The 18,975-nt window shown below is 45.3% G+C and carries 14 protein-coding genes; 11 read left to right on the top strand and 3 right to left on the bottom strand.

Features of this window, described 5'->3' with window-relative positions; all coding sequences use genetic code 11:
- Nucleotides 1-6: 6 nt before the first annotated feature.
- On the bottom strand, nt 7-225 hold the full coding sequence (gene nrdH, locus ACHBHN_RS00645; protein WP_105101028.1) for a glutaredoxin-like protein NrdH: 219 nt from the start codon (nt 223-225) through the stop codon (nt 7-9).
- Between the two features lie 220 nt (nt 226-445).
- Here nrdH and acnA point away from each other — a divergent pair, with 220 nt between their 5' ends.
- From acnA to ptsP, 5 genes are all read left to right on the top strand, one after another.
- Nucleotides 446-3,211, top strand: coding sequence for an aconitate hydratase AcnA (acnA, locus tag ACHBHN_RS00640; protein ID WP_394733437.1), 2,766 nt, complete (start codon nt 446-448; stop codon nt 3,209-3,211).
- Nucleotides 3,208-4,326, top strand: a complete 1,119-nt coding sequence (locus ACHBHN_RS00635; protein ID WP_105160054.1) for a citrate synthase — start codon at nt 3,208-3,210, stop codon at nt 4,324-4,326. The genes acnA and ACHBHN_RS00635 overlap by 4 nt, the downstream gene beginning before the upstream one ends.
- A gap of 2 nt (nt 4,327-4,328) precedes the next feature.
- A complete protein-coding gene (icd, locus tag ACHBHN_RS00630; protein ID WP_105122188.1) occupies nt 4,329-5,510 on the top strand; it encodes an NADP-dependent isocitrate dehydrogenase in 1,182 nt (393 codons plus the stop codon).
- Between the two features lie 155 nt (nt 5,511-5,665).
- Complete coding sequence (locus tag ACHBHN_RS00625) at nt 5,666-5,929, top strand: phosphocarrier protein HPr (RefSeq protein ID WP_002936050.1); 264 nt, start codon at nt 5,666-5,668, stop codon at nt 5,927-5,929.
- A gap of 4 nt (nt 5,930-5,933) precedes the next feature.
- Nucleotides 5,934-7,667, top strand: a complete 1,734-nt coding sequence (gene ptsP / locus ACHBHN_RS00620) for a phosphoenolpyruvate--protein phosphotransferase (RefSeq protein ID WP_257104436.1) — start codon at nt 5,934-5,936, stop codon at nt 7,665-7,667.
- An 80-nt stretch (nt 7,668-7,747) separates the two neighbouring features.
- Here the strand turns inward: ptsP and ACHBHN_RS00615 are convergent, their stop codons facing one another.
- Nucleotides 7,748-9,235, bottom strand: coding sequence for a DUF1846 domain-containing protein (locus tag ACHBHN_RS00615; RefSeq protein ID WP_394733436.1), 1,488 nt, complete (start codon nt 9,233-9,235; stop codon nt 7,748-7,750).
- Between the two features lie 271 nt (nt 9,236-9,506).
- Here ACHBHN_RS00615 and ACHBHN_RS00610 point away from each other — a divergent pair, with 271 nt between their 5' ends.
- The gene (locus tag ACHBHN_RS00610) at nt 9,507-10,778 is read left to right on the top strand and encodes an MFS transporter (protein WP_394733435.1); all 1,272 of its coding nucleotides are present in this window, start codon (nt 9,507-9,509) and stop codon (nt 10,776-10,778) included.
- A gap of 11 nt (nt 10,779-10,789) precedes the next feature.
- Complete coding sequence (locus ACHBHN_RS00605) at nt 10,790-11,830, top strand: ArsR/SmtB family transcription factor (protein WP_394733434.1); 1,041 nt, start codon at nt 10,790-10,792, stop codon at nt 11,828-11,830.
- Nucleotides 11,831-11,965: 135 nt separating this feature from the next.
- Here the strand turns inward: ACHBHN_RS00605 and ACHBHN_RS00600 are convergent, their stop codons facing one another.
- The gene (locus tag ACHBHN_RS00600) at nt 11,966-12,955 is read right to left on the bottom strand and encodes an acyltransferase family protein (protein WP_394733433.1); all 990 of its coding nucleotides are present in this window, start codon (nt 12,953-12,955) and stop codon (nt 11,966-11,968) included.
- Nucleotides 12,956-13,144: 189 nt separating this feature from the next.
- Here ACHBHN_RS00600 and rnc point away from each other — a divergent pair, with 189 nt between their 5' ends.
- From rnc to ACHBHN_RS00580, 4 genes are read left to right on the top strand one after another with little or no spacing between them, the layout of a single operon-like run.
- Nucleotides 13,145-13,831 carry a ribonuclease III gene (rnc, locus tag ACHBHN_RS00595; RefSeq protein WP_012028264.1) on the top strand — a complete coding sequence of 229 codons (687 nt, stop codon included), beginning with the start codon at nt 13,145-13,147 and terminating at the stop codon, nt 13,829-13,831.
- Nucleotides 13,832-13,833: 2 nt separating this feature from the next.
- Nucleotides 13,834-17,367, top strand: a complete 3,534-nt coding sequence (gene smc, locus ACHBHN_RS00590; RefSeq protein ID WP_394733432.1) for a chromosome segregation protein SMC — start codon at nt 13,834-13,836, stop codon at nt 17,365-17,367.
- Entirely contained in the window at nt 17,364-18,173 is an 810-nt protein-coding gene (locus ACHBHN_RS00585; protein ID WP_394733431.1) for a Cof-type HAD-IIB family hydrolase, read from the top strand. The genes smc and ACHBHN_RS00585 overlap by 4 nt, the downstream gene beginning before the upstream one ends.
- Nucleotides 18,163-18,975 (top strand): Cof-type HAD-IIB family hydrolase, encoded by an 813-nt coding sequence (locus ACHBHN_RS00580; protein ID WP_394732925.1) that lies wholly within the window; start codon nt 18,163-18,165, stop codon nt 18,973-18,975. The genes ACHBHN_RS00585 and ACHBHN_RS00580 overlap by 11 nt, the downstream gene beginning before the upstream one ends.

The following is an 18,975-nucleotide window of genomic DNA, read 5'->3' as shown; positions in this document are numbered from 1 at the left end:
GGGTTCTTATACTAAGGCTTTCAATTTTGCAGGTTGGAAACCAGAGAAAACGTCGTTCTCGGTTTCAATTACTGGGGCTGCTGAGAAACCAAGTCCTTTGACGTGGTCAATAAATTCTGGCTGCTCATCCAGGTTGATTTCCTTGTATTCCACACCGTGTTGGTCTAGGAATTTCTTAGACATCTTGCACTGTACACAATCATTTTTTGAATAGATAGTAACCATTCGATTTCTCCTTTGTTTACAAGGAAATTGCATAATTCCCTTCAAATTTACCAATCTAGAATACAAGATTTTGGGGTTAAAGTCAAGGGGTTAGCTTAAACAAATCACAAAATATAGACGAACAACGAACAAGAAAATACTACATGTAGTGTTTTCTGAAAATGAGGTCTACAAGCCTTGTTAAGCCGTAGTAGAGCCGTTTTCTATGCGAAATCACCATATGTTACAAAATATGACATTCATGGTTAAGTTGTGTTTGAATAAAAAAAGCAACTTCCAGTATAATATACATAATGAATACATAGAGGTAACAGACATGACGCAAAAGAACAAATCGAATTTTGAACACAAACAACAATTATTCTCTTACTATGATTTGGGAGAGGTTGCCCAAGAACATGGTGTGAATATTCAGGCACTCCCTTATACGATTCGTATTCTGTTAGAAAGCTTACTTCGTAAGGAAGATGGTGTAGATGTGACCAAAAGTCACATTAAAGATTTGGTGACCTACCAGGCTGCTGCTCCACAGGGTGAGGTTCCTTTTAAGCCTAGTCGTGTTATTTTGCAGGATTTTACAGGGGTTCCAGTTGTGGTTGACCTTGCATCCATGCGTGATGCGGTGGTTAAGGCGGGTGGCAGTCCTGATTTGATTAACCCCGAAATTCCAGTTGATTTGGTGGTTGACCACTCTGTGCAGGTCGATTACTTCGGTACGGACCAAGCTCTGGAAAAAAATATTGAGCTAGAATTTGAGCGCAATAACGAGCGTTATGAATTCTTAAAATGGGCGGAAAACTCTTTTGAGAATTATCGGGCTGTGCCACCTGCAACAGGGATTATCCACCAGGTCAATATTGAGTTCCTCAGTGATGTTGTCATCGAGCAGGATGGCCTACTTTATCCAGATTCTATGTTCGGTACGGACAGCCATACGACCATGATCAACGGTATCGGTGTTCTGGGCTGGGGTGTCGGAGGTATTGAGGCCGAGGCAGCTATGTTGGGAGAGGCGTCTTATTTCCCAATTCCAGAAGTGATTGGTGTTCATTTGACAGGCAGTCTGCCCAAGGTTGCGACAGCGACAGATTTGGCTCTACGGGTGACACAATTGCTCCGCCAGGAAAATGTTGTCGGCAAGTTTGTTGAATTTTTTGGACCGGGTCTGTCTTCATTGGCACTGGCTGACCGGGCGACGGTTTCCAACATGGCACCTGAGTATGGCGCGACTTGTGGTTACTTCCCGATCGATGCTGAGACCTTAAACTACATGCGCCTGACCAACCGTTCAGAGGACCATATCGCCTTGACGGAGGCTTATGCCAAGGTCAATCATCTGTTCTACGATGAGGTCAATTTCCCAACCTACACCAAGGTTTTGGAGTTGGATTTGTCAACGGTGGTGCCGTCTATTTCTGGACCAAAACGGCCGCAAGATTTGATTGAATTGACCGATGCCAAGGAGGAATTTGCTGCCAGCATCACTCGTGAAGTTGGTGTTCGTGGTTTTGGTTTGGACAAGGCAGAGTTAGAGAAGACAGCGACGGTGCATTATGCGGACGGAGATGAGACGATTCAGACAGGTCATGTAGCCATTGCAGCTATTACCTCTTGTACAAATACATCTAACCCCTACGTACTTTTAGCGGCAGGATTACTGGCTAAGAATGCGGTTGAAAAAGGCCTGACAGTCAATAAAACGGTCAAGACTTCTCTGGCACCTGGTTCAAAAGTTGTTACAGGTTACTTGAAAAATTCAGGCCTCCAAGCCTATCTGGATGCGCTTGGATTTAACTTGGTCGGCTATGGTTGTACCACTTGTATCGGGAATTCCGGTGATTTGCCAGTAGAAGTTGCAGAAGCCATTAAGGAAGAAGATTTGCTGGTTTCGGCAGTCTTATCTGGAAACCGCAACTTTGAGGGCCGTATCAATCCGCTTGTCAAAGCTAATTTCCTTGCAAGTCCGCCCCTTGTAGTGGCCTATGCCATTGCAGGAAACATGAATGTTGACTTGACGACAGAGCCGCTTGGTCAAGACCAGAATGGTCAACCTGTCTATCTCTCAGACATCATGCCAAGTCGTGAGGAAGTAGATGCCTATATCGAGCAGTATGTGACCCGTGACCTTTATAAGGAAGAATACCAACAGGTCTTTACAGATAGTCAAGCTTGGAATGCCATTGAAACGACGTCGGATAAAAATTATGCCTGGAATGACAAGTCAACCTACATCCAAAACCCACCATATTTTGATAATATGCAGGCAGATTTATCTATCAAGCCTTTGGACAATCTAGCAGTCCTGGCCAAATTTGGAGACTCTGTCACTACCGACCACATTTCACCAGCGGGGAACATTGCGCGACTCAGTCCCGCTGCTCGCTACCTAGAGGATAATGGGATTTCATACTTTGACTTCAACTCCTATGGTAGTCGCCGTGGGAACCACCAGGTCATGATGCGAGGAACATTTGCCAATATCCGGATTAAAAATGAGTTGGCAGATGGAAAAATTGGTGGTTTTACCAAGTATGATGGCGAAATTCTACCGATTTATGATGTTGCTATGAAGTATCAGGAGGCTGGAATTGGTAGCCTGGTAATTGCTGGTAAGGACTATGGGATGGGTTCTAGTCGTGACTGGGCAGCCAAGGGGGCCAATCTTTTGGGTGTCAAGGCTGTATTGGCAGAATCCTTTGAACGCATTCACCGCTCTAATCTAGTCATGATGGGTGTCCTACCCTTGCAATTCCTTGAGGGGCAGACAGCAGACAGTCTGGGCTTGACTGGTTTGGAAACCTACTCTATCGATTTGCCGGAGGATGTGACGGTTGGTCAGATGGTAACCGTTCGGGCTATTTCGGAAAATGAAACCAAGGAATTTCAGGCTCTGGCTCGCTTTGATGCGGAGGCTGATATTCGTTATTACCGCCACGGAGGCATTTTGCCAATGGTGGTGAGAAAGAAACTAGGAGGTCAACTATGACAGAAACAAATGGATTGAAAGATGCCATTGCCTGCGATACGCGCATTAGTGCGATTGAAAATGACCGCCTTTCCTATGCTGGTTATGATATTTCAGAGTTAATGGACAATAATGCGTCTTTTGAAGAGGTCATTTACCTGCTTTGGAACTTGCACCTCCCGACGCAGATTGAGCTTAATTATTTTGAAAAAGCCTTGCGGGCTGAGTATGCCATTTCTGATGCGGTGGAGCAGTGCATTCTCATCCAGTCACGCAGACACCTGCACCCGATGAGTGTCTTGCGGTCAACGGTGTCACTTTTAGGTGTTTACAATGTTCGGGCTGAGGAAAGTTCGCTGGAGGCCCTCTATGACCAGTCGATTCAGATTATGGCTAAGGTTCCGACAATCATTGCAACCTTTGCTCGTCTGCGGAAGGGCTTGGTGCCGATTGAGCCTCGTGAGGATCTGGGCTTTGCGGCTAATTTCCTCTATATGCTCAATGGGAAGGAGCCGACAGATTTGCAAGTCAAGGCCTTTAGCAAGGCACTGGTCCTCCATGCTGACCATGAACTCAACGCCTCGACCTTTGCGGCGCGCGTGACCGCCTCCACCCTGACAGATATTTATTCTTGCGTGACGACAGCTATTGGAACGCTCAAGGGTTCTCTACATGGCGGAGCTAATGAGCGGGTTTTCGATATGTTGCTGGCAATCCGTGAATCTGGTGATACAGAAGGTTACTTGCAGCAAAAATTGGACTCAAAAGAAAAAATTATGGGCTTTGGTCACCGGGTTTATCAAACGGTGGATCCTCGTCAAGAATATTTGAAGGAAATGGCGCGTGATTTGACAATGGGAACGGATGATGAGGCCTTCTATCGCTTGTCCGAAGAAGTAGAGGACTTTATCAAGCACAAAAAAGGATTGATTCCGAACGTGGATTTCTATTCGGCGACGGTATACCATGTTTTGGGCATTGACAGTGATATTTTCACCTTGATTTTTGCCATGAGTCGTATGGCCGGCTGGATTGCCCATGTACAGGAACAACGCAAGAACAATAAGCTCATCCGTCCTCGTTCGTCCTATCTAGGTGGACGGAATTTGACCTATATCCCAATCGGAAAGAGATAAGTATGGCAGAAAAAATTAGATTTGAAAATGGAAAGTTGCTGGTTCCTGACCAACCCGTTATTCCCTATATCGAGGGGGATGGTGTCGGTAAGGATATTTGGTCAGCGGCTCAGTCTGCGATTGATGCGGCAGTTGAAAAGGCTTATGATGGCCAGCGTCAGATTGTCTGGAAGGAAGTATTGGCCGGTGAAAAGGCCTATGAAACAACAGGAACTTCCTTACCAGACGAGACCTTAGCCACCATTAAGGACCACCTCGTGGCTATTAAAGGACCGCTGGGAACGCCTGTTGGTAAGGGCCATCGATCACTGAATGTGGCCTTGCGCCAGGAACTGGACCTCTTTGCCTGTGTGCGGCCAGTCCGCTATTTTAAGGGAGTGCCTAGTCCACTCAAAGAGCCTGAAAAAACCAATATTACGATTTTCCGTGAAAATACAGAAGATATTTATGCAGGTATCGAATGGGATGCTGGAACTGCTGAAGTAGCACAGGTGCTTGCTTTCTTGAAGGACCAGATGGGAGTTAGTAAAATTCGTTTCCCTGAGACATCCAGTATCGGTATCAAGCCGATTTCTGAGGAAGGCAGCAAGCGCTTGGTTCGCTCTGCTATTGATTACGCCTTGGAAAATGGCCTAAAAAATGTAACCCTGGTCCATAAGGGTAACATTCAAAAGTTCACGGAAGGTGGTTTCCGTAAATGGGGCTATGAACTGGCTCAACAAGAATATGCGGATCTTCTTGAGTCGGGTGATTTGGTAGTCAACGATATTATTGCGGACAATTTCCTTCAGCAAATCTTACTTGCTCCAGAAAAGTTCGATGTGGTGGCCCTCACCAATCTCAACGGAGACTACGCTTCAGATGCTCTAGCGGCCCAGGTTGGTGGAATCGGCATCTCACCAGGTGCAAATATCAATTACCAAACAGGACATGCCATTTTTGAAGCTACTCATGGAACAGCGCCAGATATTGCTGGCCAAAACAAGGCTAATCCAAGTTCCGTTCTATTGTCTGCTTGTATGATGTTGGATTATATGAATTGGAAAGAAGCAGCAGAGATTATTGTTTCTGGACTCGAAAAAGCTTTTGAAAATAAACAGGTAACTGTTGACTTTGCAAAGGATTTGGGAGTAGAACCCCTATCTACTAGTCAATTTGTTACGGCTCTTATTCAATATTTTTAAGATAGAAAGGACTTGCGACCAGGCAGGTCTTTTTCTTAGAAAAATGAAAGAAATGCAAAAAAATCTTGAAAATGATTTCAAAAAGTGGTATAATCCTCCTTGTAAGGGTTATCATAATAGCCCAAATTTTGTAAAACAAAAAGGAGAATCCAAATATGGCTTCAAAAGACTTCCACATCGTGGCAGAAACAGGTATCCACGCACGTCCAGCAACTTTGCTCGTTCAAACAGCTAGCAAATTCGCTTCAGACATCACTTTGAATTACAAAGAAAAATCTGTAAACCTTAAGTCCATCATGGGTGTTATGTCTCTTGGTGTTGGCCAAGGTGCTGACGTAACAATCTCTGCTGAAGGTGCAGATGCTGACGACGCAATCGCAGCAATCACAGAAACAATGGAAAAAGAAGGATTGGCATAAGAACATGACAGAAATGCTTAAAGGAATTGCAGCATCTGATGGTGTTGCCGTTGCTAAGGCATATCTACTGGTTCAACCCGATTTATCTTTTGAAACTGTTACAGTTGAAGATACAAATGCAGAAGAAGCTCGTTTGGATGCAGCTCTTGAAGCGTCTCAAAACGAGCTTTCTGTTATTCGTGAGAATGCAGTAGCTAGCCTAGGTGAAGAAGCCGCAGCCGTATTTGATGCACACTTGATGGTACTTGCTGACCCAGAAATGATTGGTCAGATTAAGGAAACAATCCGTGCTAAGAAAACAAATGCTGAAACAGGTTTGAAAGAAGTAACGGATATGTTCATCGCTATCTTTGAAGGTATGGAAGATAACCCATACATGCAAGAGCGTGCAGCAGATATCCGCGACGTTGCTAAACGTGTCCTAGCTCACTTGCTTGGTGTTCGTTTGCCAAACCCAGCAACAATTGATGAAGAGTCTATCGTGATTGCTCATGACTTGACACCTTCTGATACGGCTCAATTGAATAAGCAATTTGTTAAAGCTTTTGTAACAAACATCGGTGGACGTACAAGTCACTCAGCTATCATGGCTCGTACACTCGAAATTGCAGCTGTATTGGGTACAAATAATATTACTGAAATCGTGAAAGATGGTGATGTCCTCGCTGTTAACGGTATCACTGGTGAAGTTGTTATCAACCCATCTGAAGAAGTGGTTGCAGAATTTAAGGCGGCTGGTGAAGCTTATGCGAAACAAAAAGCTGAGTGGGCACTCTTGAAAGACGCTCAAACTGTTACAGCTGACGGTAAACATTTTGAATTGGCAGCTAACATCGGTACACCAAAAGACGTTGAAGGTGTAAATGATAACGGTGCAGAAGCTGTTGGTCTTTACCGTACAGAGTTCTTGTACATGGACTCACAAGACTTCCCAACTGAAGAAGAGCAATACGAAGCTTACAAGGCTGTTCTTGAAGGCATGAACGGCAAACCAGTCGTAGTTCGTACAATGGATATCGGTGGTGATAAGGAACTTCCTTACTTCGACCTTCCACATGAAATGAACCCATTCCTTGGTTTCCGTGCCCTTCGTATCTCTATCTCTGAGACTGGTAACCAGATGTTCCGTACTCAGTTGCGTGCCCTTCTTCGTTCATCTGTACATGGTAAACTTCGTATCATGTTCCCGATGGTTGCCTTGTTGACAGAATTCCGTGCGGCAAAAGCAATCCTTGAAGAAGAAAAAGCGAACTTGTTGGCAGAAGGTGTAGCAGTTGCGGATGATATCCAAGTGGGTATCATGATTGAAATCCCTGCAGCAGCGATGATCGCAGATCAATTTGCTAAAGAAGTTGACTTCTTCTCAATTGGTACAAACGACTTGATCCAGTACACAATGGCAGCAGACCGTATGAACGAGCAAGTTTCATACCTCTACCAACCTTACAACCCGTCTATCCTTCGCTTGATCAACAACGTTATCAAGGCTGCACACGCAGAAGGCAAATGGGCTGGTATGTGTGGCGAGATGGCTGGTGACCAACAAGCTGTTCCACTTCTTGTCGGAATGGGCTTGGATGAGTTCTCTATGAGCGCAACTTCTGTCCTTCGTACACGTAGCCTCATGAAGACACTGGATACAGCTAAGATGGAAGAATATGCTCACCGTGCCTTGACAGAATGTGCAACGGCAGAAGAAGTTCTTGAACTTCAAAAAGAGTATGTTGATTTCAACTAATCATTGAAAAAAGCAGGGACTGAATCCTTGCTTTTTTATGCTAAAAAATAGACTTGCTTCTGGCAAGTCTATTGTTGTCTTTAGTTCTTCTGATAAAACTTGTTATGCTGGTAGATAGGGTCAAAGGTTAGATTGATGCCTAATTTACGAAGGACACTCTTGTCTTCATCGGATAGGATAACGGTTGAGTGGGCTTCGCTACCATTTAATTGGCCCAATTCTTTCATTGCTTGTGTAGCGACAGGGCTGTCTTGTGCAGTGATGGCAAGGGCGTTAAGAATCTCACTTGCATCGAGTCGTGTATTGGTTTTATCCAGATAATCTGCCTTCAATTCTTGGATTGGTCGGATGTAGTTTGGTTCGATGAGAAGGGTTTCGTCATCGATTTTAGCAATTTGCTTGATGGCATTGAGAAGGACAGTTGCAGTTGGCTTGAGGAGGTCAGATGTCTTACCTGTTACCATCTCACCATTTGGCAACTGAATGGCTAGGGCAGGGCTAGTTGTCAGCTCTGCTTTTTCGCGCGCAGCGATAACAACCTTACGGTCAGCAGGTGTCACGCCAACTTCATTCATGAGGAGCTCAATCTTTTTGACTGCTTGTTCACCAACCCGCTCAGCTTTGAAATCAACCAAGGTCTGGTAGTAGCGGCGGATGATTTCTTGCTTGGATGCTTCGATCGCAGCTTCTTCGTCCACGATGGAATAGCCCACCATGTTAACGCCCATGTCCGTTGGTGAGGCATAAGGTGATTTGTTCAAAATGCGTTCAAAGGTACGGTTGAGGACAGGGAAGACCTCGATGTCACGGTTGTAGTTGACCGCAGTTTTGCCGTAGGTTTGCAGGTGGAAGGGGTCGATCATGTTGAGGTCGTCCAGGTCGGCAGTTGCTGCTTCATAGGCCAAGTTAACGGGATGGTGGAGTGGCAAGTTCCAAACTGGGAAGGTTTCAAACTTAGCATAGCCTGATGTTACGCCATGCAGTTGGTCGTGGTAGAGCTGGGAGATACAAGTCGCCAATTTACCTGAACCAGGTCCAGGTGCGGTGACAACGACGAGATTGCGACTGGTTTCAATGTAGTCATTTTTACCCATACCTTCTAGTGAAATGATGTGGTCAATATCAGAAGGGTAACCCTTGATTGGGTAATGGAGATAGGATTTGATGCCATGTTTTTCCAACTGTTTGCGGAAGGCATCTGCTGCTGGTTGGTTGCGGTACTGGGTAATGACCACAGAACCAACATAGATATCAATATCATTGAATGTATCAATCAAGCGGAAGACTTCTTGGTCATAAGAAATACCCAAGTCACCACGTGCTTTAGAATGTTCGATATTGCTAGCATTGATGGCGATGACAATTTCTACTTGGTCTTTCAACTCTTGGAGGAGTTTGATTTTGTTATCAGGCTCATAGCCAGGCAAGACACGGGCAGCATGGAAATCTTCCAGCATTTTTCCACCAAATTCCATATAGAGCTTGCCTTCAAACTGAGCAATTCGCTCTAAAATATGATCACGTTGCAAATTCAAATATTTATTTGAATCAAATGCGATTTTCTTCATCAAATAAGTCCTCCAAATGTGTAATTTTCTCTGGGAAAAACAAAAATAGCTCCCTAAAACTAGGGAGCCTTTTCTCCGACCTCTCAAAAGAGGTGCCCGAACAATACTATAACAAACCGTGCTAATCTTGTCAAGAAAAAGTCAGATAGAAGAAAAATTAAATAAGTGTTTAAAAAATATTTAATTTTTATAAAATTAAGTATTGACTTTATCAAAATAAAGTGTAAAATAATGTTAAACAAATATTTAATTGATGTTTAAGGAGATGCTTATGAAAAAGTTGATTCACAATAAATTATTTCTATCTAGCTTTGTGGCAGACTTGATTTCTAACTTTGGAGATACGCTTTACTATCTGGCTTTGATGAACTATGTTTTACTCTTACCAGATACCAAGTTTGCCCTGGCTATGATTACCGCATCTGAAACCTTGCCGATTTTGGCAGGCCTCTTCATTGGAATCTGGGCGGATAAGACAAAAAATAAATTGGATACCATTCTGGCTACCTTGGTCGTACGTGTCGGTCTCTATGCCTTTGTTGGCTTCTTGATGGGATTTGCACCAGCCCTCTGGGTTGTGGCGGTGGTCTGCGTCATCAACTTCCTGTCTGACCTTGCTGGTCAATACGAAAATGGTCTCTATATGCCAGTCAGCTTGCGGGTTGTGGCTGCTGAAGACCGTGAAACAGCTATGGCTTTTAAGATGACGGTGAAAAGTCTTTTGCAAATTGCCTTCCAAGCTAGCGGTGCTATCCTCATCGGATTCATGTCTTACCAGAATCTCGCCTTCTTCAATGCAGGGACCTTCTTGGTCAGTCTTGCCATCATGGCAACCCTCCGTCCAGCTCTTGCCAAGCTACTGAAGGAAAATCCTATCCAAGAAGCTGAGCAAACAGAAACAGAAGCAGGACTTATCAAGGGCATGCGTAACAGTCTCAAAGAATCCTACCAAGCTGTTCAGAATATTCCTGTTCTCAAAGCGTCAATTGTGACCATTGCCAGCCTGAATGCCATTTTTACTGCACTTTCACCATTAGTTATTCTAAATATGAAGGAGTTCTCAGACTTTGTGATTGTCAATGCAGGAACAACCCTTGCTTTGATTTCCATTTTCTTCTCAGTTGGTAGTATCTTGGGGTCAAGTATCGGTATGGCTTTGTTCAAAAATGTTAGCTTGATCAATCTCCTCAAATTCTCTACATTGATGCCAGTCTTGATTTTCTCAGGTTTCTTTCTCCACAATATTTATGTGGTACTGGCAGTGATCTTCGTAACGGCAGTGACACTGGGAATTTTCAATCCAAAAATGAGTGCTCTGGTTATGAATGAATTGCCTGAAGATAAATTGGCGACAGTCGGTGGAGGGATTGATTCTTTCTGCCAGATTGGTATGGTAGCAGGTCAAGCCTTGGTCGCCCTTATGGTGACGGTGCTTTCTGCGACAAGTATTTCTCTCATCTTCCTCTTGCTTTCTGTGGGACTAGTAAGCTATACTATTCTTGTGGGGCGTAGGCCTAAAAATGAAGTAGTTGTTAAAGCTTAGAAAGTATGCGTATGAAATTAGATTATCGAGATTATAGAAGCGAGATTGTTGAAAAGTTCTTTATTCCCTTGATTGTCAAGGAGCGTGAGGAGCCGATTGAGGCGGATTTTTCACAGAAAGAAAAAGACATTCTCAAAGATGCCTTGGACATTCGTGATGAGATGGAAGAAAAGTTGGCAGATTTTCGTCAGGAAGTCAATGAGGTCTTTGTTTGGGGTCATATCTTTACAATCCTGCACACCTTGTATTTCTACCTCTTGGATCAAGGACAGGATCCAAAGACAGTTGAGGAAGCTTGTCAATTGATTTTAAAGCTGTCTCAAGCAGAAGTAGAAGATGCCATGCGAACCATGTTGGCGTCTGAAAATGACGGACATCGTGAGAAGACCCTCAGCCTCATGGAACTTTTGGAAAAAACGGATAAAAAGCCGGCAGATAAGTGGTACTGGTCACTGGCTATCCGCAATCCCTTGGAAACGGTTGAGCGGTCTGTCCATCTCTTGGATAAGATGCTTCCAATCTATCAACCCTATTTTGAGCAGGCAAGAGCGGAGCGGGAAGAATTTGCTCAGGAATTTGACATTGAAAAACTTTATCGAGACTCCAAACAGTTGTCCATGACTGGCTTGGATACTTTAGGAGTGGAAACTGCCCAATTCTTCGTTCTCAGTCCTTGGAATTATTGGTTTGCTTATTATGGCAACGAAGAATTTGACTATATGAAAGTCGCTCTTTTAGCTTCCTGTCGAATTGACCAGATTATGCTCTCAAATGACGAGCTGGATCTGGATGATTTGACAACGGCTCTTAAAGTCATCAGTGATAGCACGCGTTATCAGGTCTTGGTGGAGTTGACCAAGCCCCATGCCAAGAGCAAGGATATTGCAGAACGTCTGGCTATTACAGGGGCAGCGGTATCTTTCCACACCCAAAAGCTGATTAACGGCGACCTCCTCCTCTTTAATACCAAGGACAGTGATGTCAAATACAGTGTCAATCGGGATTTACTCCAACAGGTGATTGATAAGTTGAAAGAGGATTTTGATTTGTAAAAAAGCCTTGTAAGTTAAGTCTTACAAGGTTCTTTTGTGCTTATACTCTTCGAAAATCGAAATCAGACGTTGTTGACTTGATTTGAAGAACTTCAGTTCTATCCGCATCTGCGTCGCCTAGTCTGTTTTTGATTTTCATTGAGTATTAATGATTAACCAGCTGAGCAGTTGGCAAGTGATGATGGTGATAAGGAAGACTAACCAACCTTGATGTATTTTGGTCAGGGAACTAGTTTCTAGGAAGAAAAAGCTGATTTCGACTGGGATAACATGGATAAAATAATAATAGCTGGCGTATTCTTTTAGAAATTGGAATTTTTTCTCGCGGAAGAGGTCTGTGGTTAGGGTCCAGGCGACTAGATAGGCTGTGAATGGAATCAGGCTAAATAGAAAGTTCTTGTCGTAGCCCTGATTGAGATAGATGATAGTGGTTTCAAAGGCTAAAAGGGCTATGCAGACAAGTAGTTTGTTTTTTTGTCGGTATTGGAAAATGGGGTGATTGAATTTGTCGGCTAGATAAAAGCCTGTCAGGACAAAAATCGGTGCGTAGAAGAGGCCGTTGCGGCTGGTGAAAAAGAAGGTTTTGTAGCTGTCAAATGCGGTCAGGAAAATCGATTCTGCCAGGTAGGAGGAGTAGGTTTCGACTGAGCCTAGAAGATAGAGAAGGCAGGCTAGACAAGCTGTGATGCGCCAGCTCCATTTCCTTAAAGAATAGTGGACGAGGACAAGACCTAGCAGGAAGGCGGGCATGTACCAGAGTTGGTAGCTGGTGCCGGTGTAGGTCAGTCCGACTAGGAGTGCGAGGGGATAGTAGGGGAAGGGGATTTCTTGGAGTGTTAGGTAGATGAGGTAGAAGGGCAGGTAGAGGGCGGACCAGGTCAAGTATTGTTTGCTGTAGCGGATGAGGTATTGTTTGGAGAGGCTGGGGTAGTTGCGTCGGAGGAAGAAGCTGGCTGTGACCATGAAGTAGGGAACGACCATGCGACTAAAGATTGATTTTTGGATGAAGTGGAGCTGGTCTGCTTCAAATAACCTGCGGCAATGGAGGGCGATAACGAGAATGGCTCCGATGAACTGGATGAGGGAGAGCAGTGATGTATTGAGTGGTTTCGTCTTATTTTGCATACTAACGTTTTTCTTTTTTTCTTCCATTTTATCGAAATCTGATGAATATGTAAATGTTTGCAAAAAGATGTGGAGAGGTGCTGGCTGAAACTTAGTTGACAAGAGAAGTCCAGTGGAAAATATGGTATAATGTTAGGACGGAGTAAATGTAAACCATCTATTTCGTTTAAGTTAGAAAGGAGCATATAGATGAAAGATTTACATGCAAAATTATTGGCTGATTTTGGGATTGATTTTTCGGATTTGAATTTATTAGAAACGGCTTTTACCCATACTTCTTATGCCAATGAGCATCGCCTTCTAAAAATTTCACATAATGAGCGCTTGGAATTTTTAGGAGACGCTGTTCTCCAGTTGATGATTTCCAAATATCTCTATCAAAAATATCCTGATAGACCCGAAGGTGAGATGTCCAAGTTGCGTTCGACCTTTGTACGTGAGGAGTCTTTAGCTGGTTTTTCACGTGCTTGTGGTTTTGATCGGTTTCTTCGTCTTGGTAAGGGGGAAGAGAAGTCTGGAGGGCGAAATCGCGATACTATTTTAGGAGATGCTTTCGAGGCGTTCTTAGGAGCTCTGCTATTGGACAAAGGGGAAAAGACCGTGGAGGAATTTATCCATAAGGTCATGATTCCTCGTTTAGAAAAAGGGAATTTTGAGCGCGTGACCGACTATAAGACTGCTTTGCAGGAAATTTTGCAGGTCAATGGTGAGATTGCTATTTCGTATCAAGTAATAGCTGAGTCTGGACCTGCCCATGATAAGACCTTTGAAGTGGAGGTATCTGCTGATCAGCGTGTGATTGGTCGTGGTCGTGGTCGCTCTAAGAAATTAGCTGAACAAGCCGCCGCCAAAAATGCTGTGGAGGCTAGAGGATAGGTATGTATCTTAAATCGATTGAAATGCAGGGCTTTAAGTCCTTTGCGGATAAGACTAAGGTAGTCTTTGATCGTGGAGTGACTGCTGTTGTAGGGCCGAATGGTTCTGGCAAGTCTAATATTACAGAAAGTCTACGTTGGGCCTTGGGAGAGTCGTCTGCTAAAAGCCTACGCGGTGGCAAGATGCCGGATGTCATCTTTGCAGGGACGGAAAATCGGAAGCCGCTCAATTACGCATCGGTGACGGTGACACTGGATAATTCTTCTGGCTTTATTGCTGGGAAGGAAAAAGAAATCAAGGTGGAGCGCCAGATTTATCGGTCGGGCGACAGCGAGTATCTGATTGACGGGAAAAAAGTTCGCCTGCGGGATGTGCATGACCTTTTCATGGATACTGGTCTGGGACGGGATTCATTTTCTATTATTTCCCAAGGTCGGGTTGAGGCGATTTTTAATTCCAAGCCGGAAGAACGCAGAGCTATTTTTGAGGAGGCGGCTGGTGTCCTCAAGTACAAGACCAGAAAGAAAGAAACCGAGAGCAAGTTAGCCCAGGCTCAGGGAAATTTGGATCGTTTGGACGATATTATCTATGAGTTGGACAATCAGGTCAAGCCTTTGGAAAAACAAGCGCAGACGGCCAAGAAATTTTTGGAATTGGATGCAGAGCGCAAGGAGCTCTATTTGGATGTCTTGGTGGCCCAGCTCAAAGGGAGCAAGGAAAGATTAACAGCTAAGGAAGCAGAATTGGATCAGGTCAAGGCGGATTTGACCACCTATTACCAACAGCGTGACCAGCTGGAAGAGGAAAATCAGCACCTGAAATCACATCGTCATGCTTTGACCCAGCAAATGGAGCGGGAACAGGCTGTCCTCTTGGACTTGACCAAGTTAATCAGTGACTTGGAACGAAAAATCGAAGTCCATAAGTTGGAGTCCAGCCAGAATGAAACCAGTCGCCAAGAGGCAGAAGTCCGCCTGCAAAGCATGCAGGACAAATTGGCTACGGTAAGAGAAGAAGTGGCGAAAAAGACCGCGGCCATGATAGAGTTGGAAGAAAAATTGTCTGCCTTAAAGGCAGAGATTGCGGTCGTGGACAAGGAAATTTCTTATTTTTCAGAAGATCCAGACCAAGTCTTGGACCATCTGCGGGAGCAATATGTAGCCCTTATGCAGGCGGAGGCGGAGGCGTCCAACCACTTGACTAAATTGCAGCAGGACATTGCCAATCAAATCAGCCTATCAGAAAGCAAGTCGGAGGAATTGACCCGCTTGCAGGCTGAAAAAGAGACAGCAGAGAAAGAGCAGGCAGCCGGTCAGACCAGATTAGCCGAGACCGAAAAGTATTTGCGAGACATCTTGACCGATTACCGTCAGGCAGAAATGCAGGTGAGCCAAGCGGAGCAAGCTTACAAGGAGCAACAGTCGGCCATGTTCGACCTCTTAGATGCGATTAAGTCTAAGCAGGCGCGCCAGTCAAGTTTAGAGGCTATTTTAAAAAATCATTCGAACTTTTATGCGGGTGTCAAGGCGGTCTTGCAGGCAGCGCCGACTATCGGTGGCATTATTGGTGCGGTCAGCGAGCAATTGACCTTTGATACACGCTATCAGACGGCACTGGAAATCGCCTTGGGTGGTGCCGGCCAGAACGTCATTGTAGCGGATGAGTCGACTGCCAAGCGGGCGATCGCTTATCTGAAAGACAAGCGTCAGGGTCGGGCAACCTTCCTGCCCTTGACGACCATTAAGCCTCGTAGTTTGGCGAATCAGCAGCTGGCAATCTTGCAGGCGACACCCGGTTTTTTGGGCATGGCCAGTGATTTGGTGACCTACCAAGCGCATTTGGAAAATATTTTCCAAAATCTACTGGGCACCATTGCCATTTTTGAGACCATTGACCAAGCCAATCAAGCTGCGCGAGCGACAAAGTTTCAGGTGCGGATAGTCACTATGGATGGTTCTGAAATCCGTCCCGGTGGTGCCTTTGCCGGGGGTAGCAACCGCAACAACAATACGACCTTTATCAAGCCGGAATTGGATGCTCTTGTGGGCGAAATAGCAGAGCTGTCTCGTAAGCAGAAGGAGCAGGAAAGCCTTGTTGCCAGCCGAAAAGAAGAATTGGACCAGACAAGATCAACGCTTGAAAAAATTAAATCTCAAGGTGAGGAGGCGCGTCTGGCCCAACAATCTGCTCAGATCCATCTGGAACAAGCCGAGCAACACTTGGGTCAGGTAAGAGCGCGCTATGACTTGCAAATCAGCCAAGTCAGTCCAGAAATCCTCTCAGAATTGCAAGAGCAGGCGGACAAGGAAATTACACTGGTTGATAGTTTAAACCAGAAAAAAGCACAATTAGAAGAGCAAATCCAACAGGTGCGGGACAATCGCGACAGCATCCAAGAAAGTTTGGAGCGCCTGCGCAATCAGAAGGGTCAGTTGACCTTGGAACAGACGGAATGGACCAGTCAACTGCGCTTTGAACAGACGGATCTCCGCCGTTTGCAGGACGAACAAGTGGCGATTGAAAAGGAAATCCTGATGTTGCAGGATGTCATTGACCAAAAATTGGTTGCCCTGGAAGATACCAGTCTGGATGTTCTGGAGGAACAATTGCAGGCCGCGACGACCAAGCAGACTGATACCAATCAGATTCTCATCCGCCTCAAGTTTGAATTAGAAGATATTGAGGGGCAATTTGAGGATTTGGAAGGGCGTTTGCAACAGGCGCGTGCCAAGAATGACGACCTCATTCGCAAGCAGGCCAAGTTGGAGGCCGATGTGGAGCAGGTCGGTGACAGACTGCGTCATTTATTGACCAATCTGACCGAGCAATTCAAACTGACCTTTGAGGCGGCCCAGTCTCAGGCAAGACTTGTTGAGGATTTGCCACTGGCTGAGCAGGCGCTCAAGGATTTGGAACGAGCTATTCGAGCGCTAGGACCTATCAATCTGGATGCTATTGAGCAGTACGATGAAGTCAACAATCGTTTGATTTTCCTTAATGAGCAACGGGCAGATATTTTGTCGGCGCGTGATTTACTGCTGGAGACCATTCATGAGATGGATGACGAGGTCAAGGAACGCTTTAAGGCTACCTTTGAGGCAATTCGCGGTAGTTTCAAGCAGACTTTCAGACAGATGTTTGGCGGAGGTTCTGCGGATTTGATACTGACGGACAATGATATTCTGACTGCGGGGGTGGAAATTTCTGTCCAGCCTCCGGGGAAGAAAATCCAGTCGCTCAACCTTATGTCTGGTGGCGAAAAGGCCCTCTCGGCTCTGGCTCTGCTATTTTCCATTATCCGTGTCAAGACCATCCCGTTTGTTATTCTGGACGAGGTGGAGGCGGCTTTGGATGAGGCCAATGTCAAGCGTTTCGGGGATTATCTCAATCGTTTTGATAAGGAGAGCCAGTTTATCGTCGTGACCCACCGTAAGGGGACCATGGCGGCGGCAGATGCCATGTATGGTGTGACCATGCAGGAGTCGGGCGTGTCCAAGATTGTGTCCGTCAAACTGAAAGATGTGGAGAAACTATGATAAAGAAAGTATTTGCTAGTGATATGGATGGGACTTTTTTGCGAGAGGACCATAGCTTTGATAAGGAGCGGTTTGGCCGGCTATTGGATGCTTTTGAGGATAGGGATTATCTTTTTGTGGCTGCTAGCGGTCGGTCCTACCCCAGCTTGAAGCAAGTTTTTGCAGGAATTGAACATCGTATCGCCTTTGTGGCGGAAAATGGGGCGGTTGTGTCCTATCAGGATGAGCTGATTTTTATGGATAATCCCATTCCGAGCTCGGTTTATTTGAGGCTGATTGAGGAGCTGGTGGCCAGTGGCATTGTGGAAGCTCACCATGTCACCCTGTCTAGTTTGTCGGGTTCTTATATGCTGGAAGCTGTTGAGAACGATCTTTTGCGTGATTTGTCGGGCTATTATCAAGATATTCGTCTGATAGCTTCTTTTGAACAGGTGACGGAAGAGGTCATCAAGCTCAACATCTATGTTGCGGAGGAAAAACGCCAGCAGGCCCAGGATTGGATCAACCAGCATTTTGGCAATCTTTCAGCGGTAACAACAGGATTTACCTCTATTGACATTATCCTATCAGGTGTGCATAAGGCGGTCGGTCTCGGTCATCTTTGTCAGCATCTTAGATTGACGGCAGAGGATGTAACAGCTTTCGGGGACAATCAAAATGACCTGGAAATGCTGGAATTTGCTGGCCTGGCCATTGCGACGGAGAATGCTCGCCCTGAAGTCAAGGCAGTCGCAGATAAGATTATCGGTCACTGCAATGACGATGCAGTTTTGACCTATTTGGAGGAGGTAGTATATGGCAATTAAGTTAGTTGCACTCGATTTAGACGGAACCTTGTTGACGTCTGATAAGAGGATTTCAGAGGTAAATAAAAAAGCCCTGCGAGCAGCGCGTGACAAGGGTGTGTACGTCGTTCTGACAACAGGGCGCCCCCTGCAAGCCATAGGAACGTTTTTGGAGGAGTTGGATTTGCTGGGCGAAGGTCAGTACTCCATTACCTTCAACGGTGGTTTGGTACAGGAAAATACAGGCCGCATTTTGGATAAAACAGGCTTTAGCATCGACGATGTTCGTGCCATTCGTCAGGTGACAAATCAGTTGGACCTGCCTTTGGATGTTCTCTATGGTGGGGATGTCTATTCTCTTCCGGCAGCCAATGAATCTCTCTATCTGACTGCCAATCCCTTGCTCAATAAGATTGAAACGACCGATGCGGACTTGCCAACTGATTTGACCTACAACAAGGCGGTTTCAGCAGTGGCGGCGGATTTCTTGGATGAACAGATTCCGAAAATCCCTGCGGAATTGTATGAGCGATTCGAGATTTTCAAATCGCGGGATATTCTCTTAGAATGGAGCCCCAAAGGCGTTCACAAGGCTAATGGGTTAGCAAAATTGATTGGGCATCTGGGCATTGACCAGTCAGAAGTCATGGCCTGTGGTGATGAAGGTAATGACTTGTCTATGATCGCATGGGCAGGTTTGGGTGTTGCCATGGCCAACGGAACTGATGAAATCAAGTCGGCAGCCAAGCTTGTTCTGCCAAAAACCAACGATGAGGATGGGATTGCCTGGGCAATCGAACATTATGTATTAAACGAGGATTAG

The organism is Streptococcus sp. A22 (genome assembly GCF_043674215.1).
Lineage (GTDB): Bacteria > Bacillota > Bacilli > Lactobacillales > Streptococcaceae > Streptococcus > Streptococcus suis_V.
This window is presented reverse-complemented; position numbering and strand designations above follow the sequence as displayed.

Excerpts from the sequence above, each read along its gene's own strand:
- ACHBHN_RS00625 (WP_002936050.1), top strand. The coding sequence starts at position 5,666 with ATGGCTTCAAAAGACTTCCACATCGTGGCAGAAACAGGTATCCACGCA.
- acnA (WP_394733437.1), top strand. The coding sequence starts at position 446 with ATGTTACAAAATATGACATTCATGGTTAAGTTGTGTTTGAATAAAAAA.
- ACHBHN_RS00580 (WP_394732925.1), top strand. The coding sequence starts at position 18,163 with ATGGCAATTAAGTTAGTTGCACTCGATTTAGACGGAACCTTGTTGACG.
- ACHBHN_RS00600 (WP_394733433.1), bottom strand. The coding sequence starts at position 12,955 with ATGCAAAATAAGACGAAACCACTCAATACATCACTGCTCTCCCTCATC.
- ACHBHN_RS00635 (WP_105160054.1), top strand. The coding sequence starts at position 3,208 with ATGACAGAAACAAATGGATTGAAAGATGCCATTGCCTGCGATACGCGC.
- ACHBHN_RS00585 (WP_394733431.1), top strand. The coding sequence starts at position 17,364 with ATGATAAAGAAAGTATTTGCTAGTGATATGGATGGGACTTTTTTGCGA.
- ACHBHN_RS00610 (WP_394733435.1), top strand. The coding sequence starts at position 9,507 with ATGAAAAAGTTGATTCACAATAAATTATTTCTATCTAGCTTTGTGGCA.
- ACHBHN_RS00605 (WP_394733434.1), top strand. The coding sequence starts at position 10,790 with ATGAAATTAGATTATCGAGATTATAGAAGCGAGATTGTTGAAAAGTTC.
- nrdH (WP_105101028.1), bottom strand. The coding sequence starts at position 225 with ATGGTTACTATCTATTCAAAAAATGATTGTGTACAGTGCAAGATGTCT.
- icd (WP_105122188.1), top strand. The coding sequence starts at position 4,329 with ATGGCAGAAAAAATTAGATTTGAAAATGGAAAGTTGCTGGTTCCTGAC.
- smc (WP_394733432.1), top strand. The coding sequence starts at position 13,834 with ATGTATCTTAAATCGATTGAAATGCAGGGCTTTAAGTCCTTTGCGGAT.
- ACHBHN_RS00615 (WP_394733436.1), bottom strand. The coding sequence starts at position 9,235 with ATGAAGAAAATCGCATTTGATTCAAATAAATATTTGAATTTGCAACGT.
- rnc (WP_012028264.1), top strand. The coding sequence starts at position 13,145 with ATGAAAGATTTACATGCAAAATTATTGGCTGATTTTGGGATTGATTTT.
- ptsP (WP_257104436.1), top strand. The coding sequence starts at position 5,934 with ATGACAGAAATGCTTAAAGGAATTGCAGCATCTGATGGTGTTGCCGTT.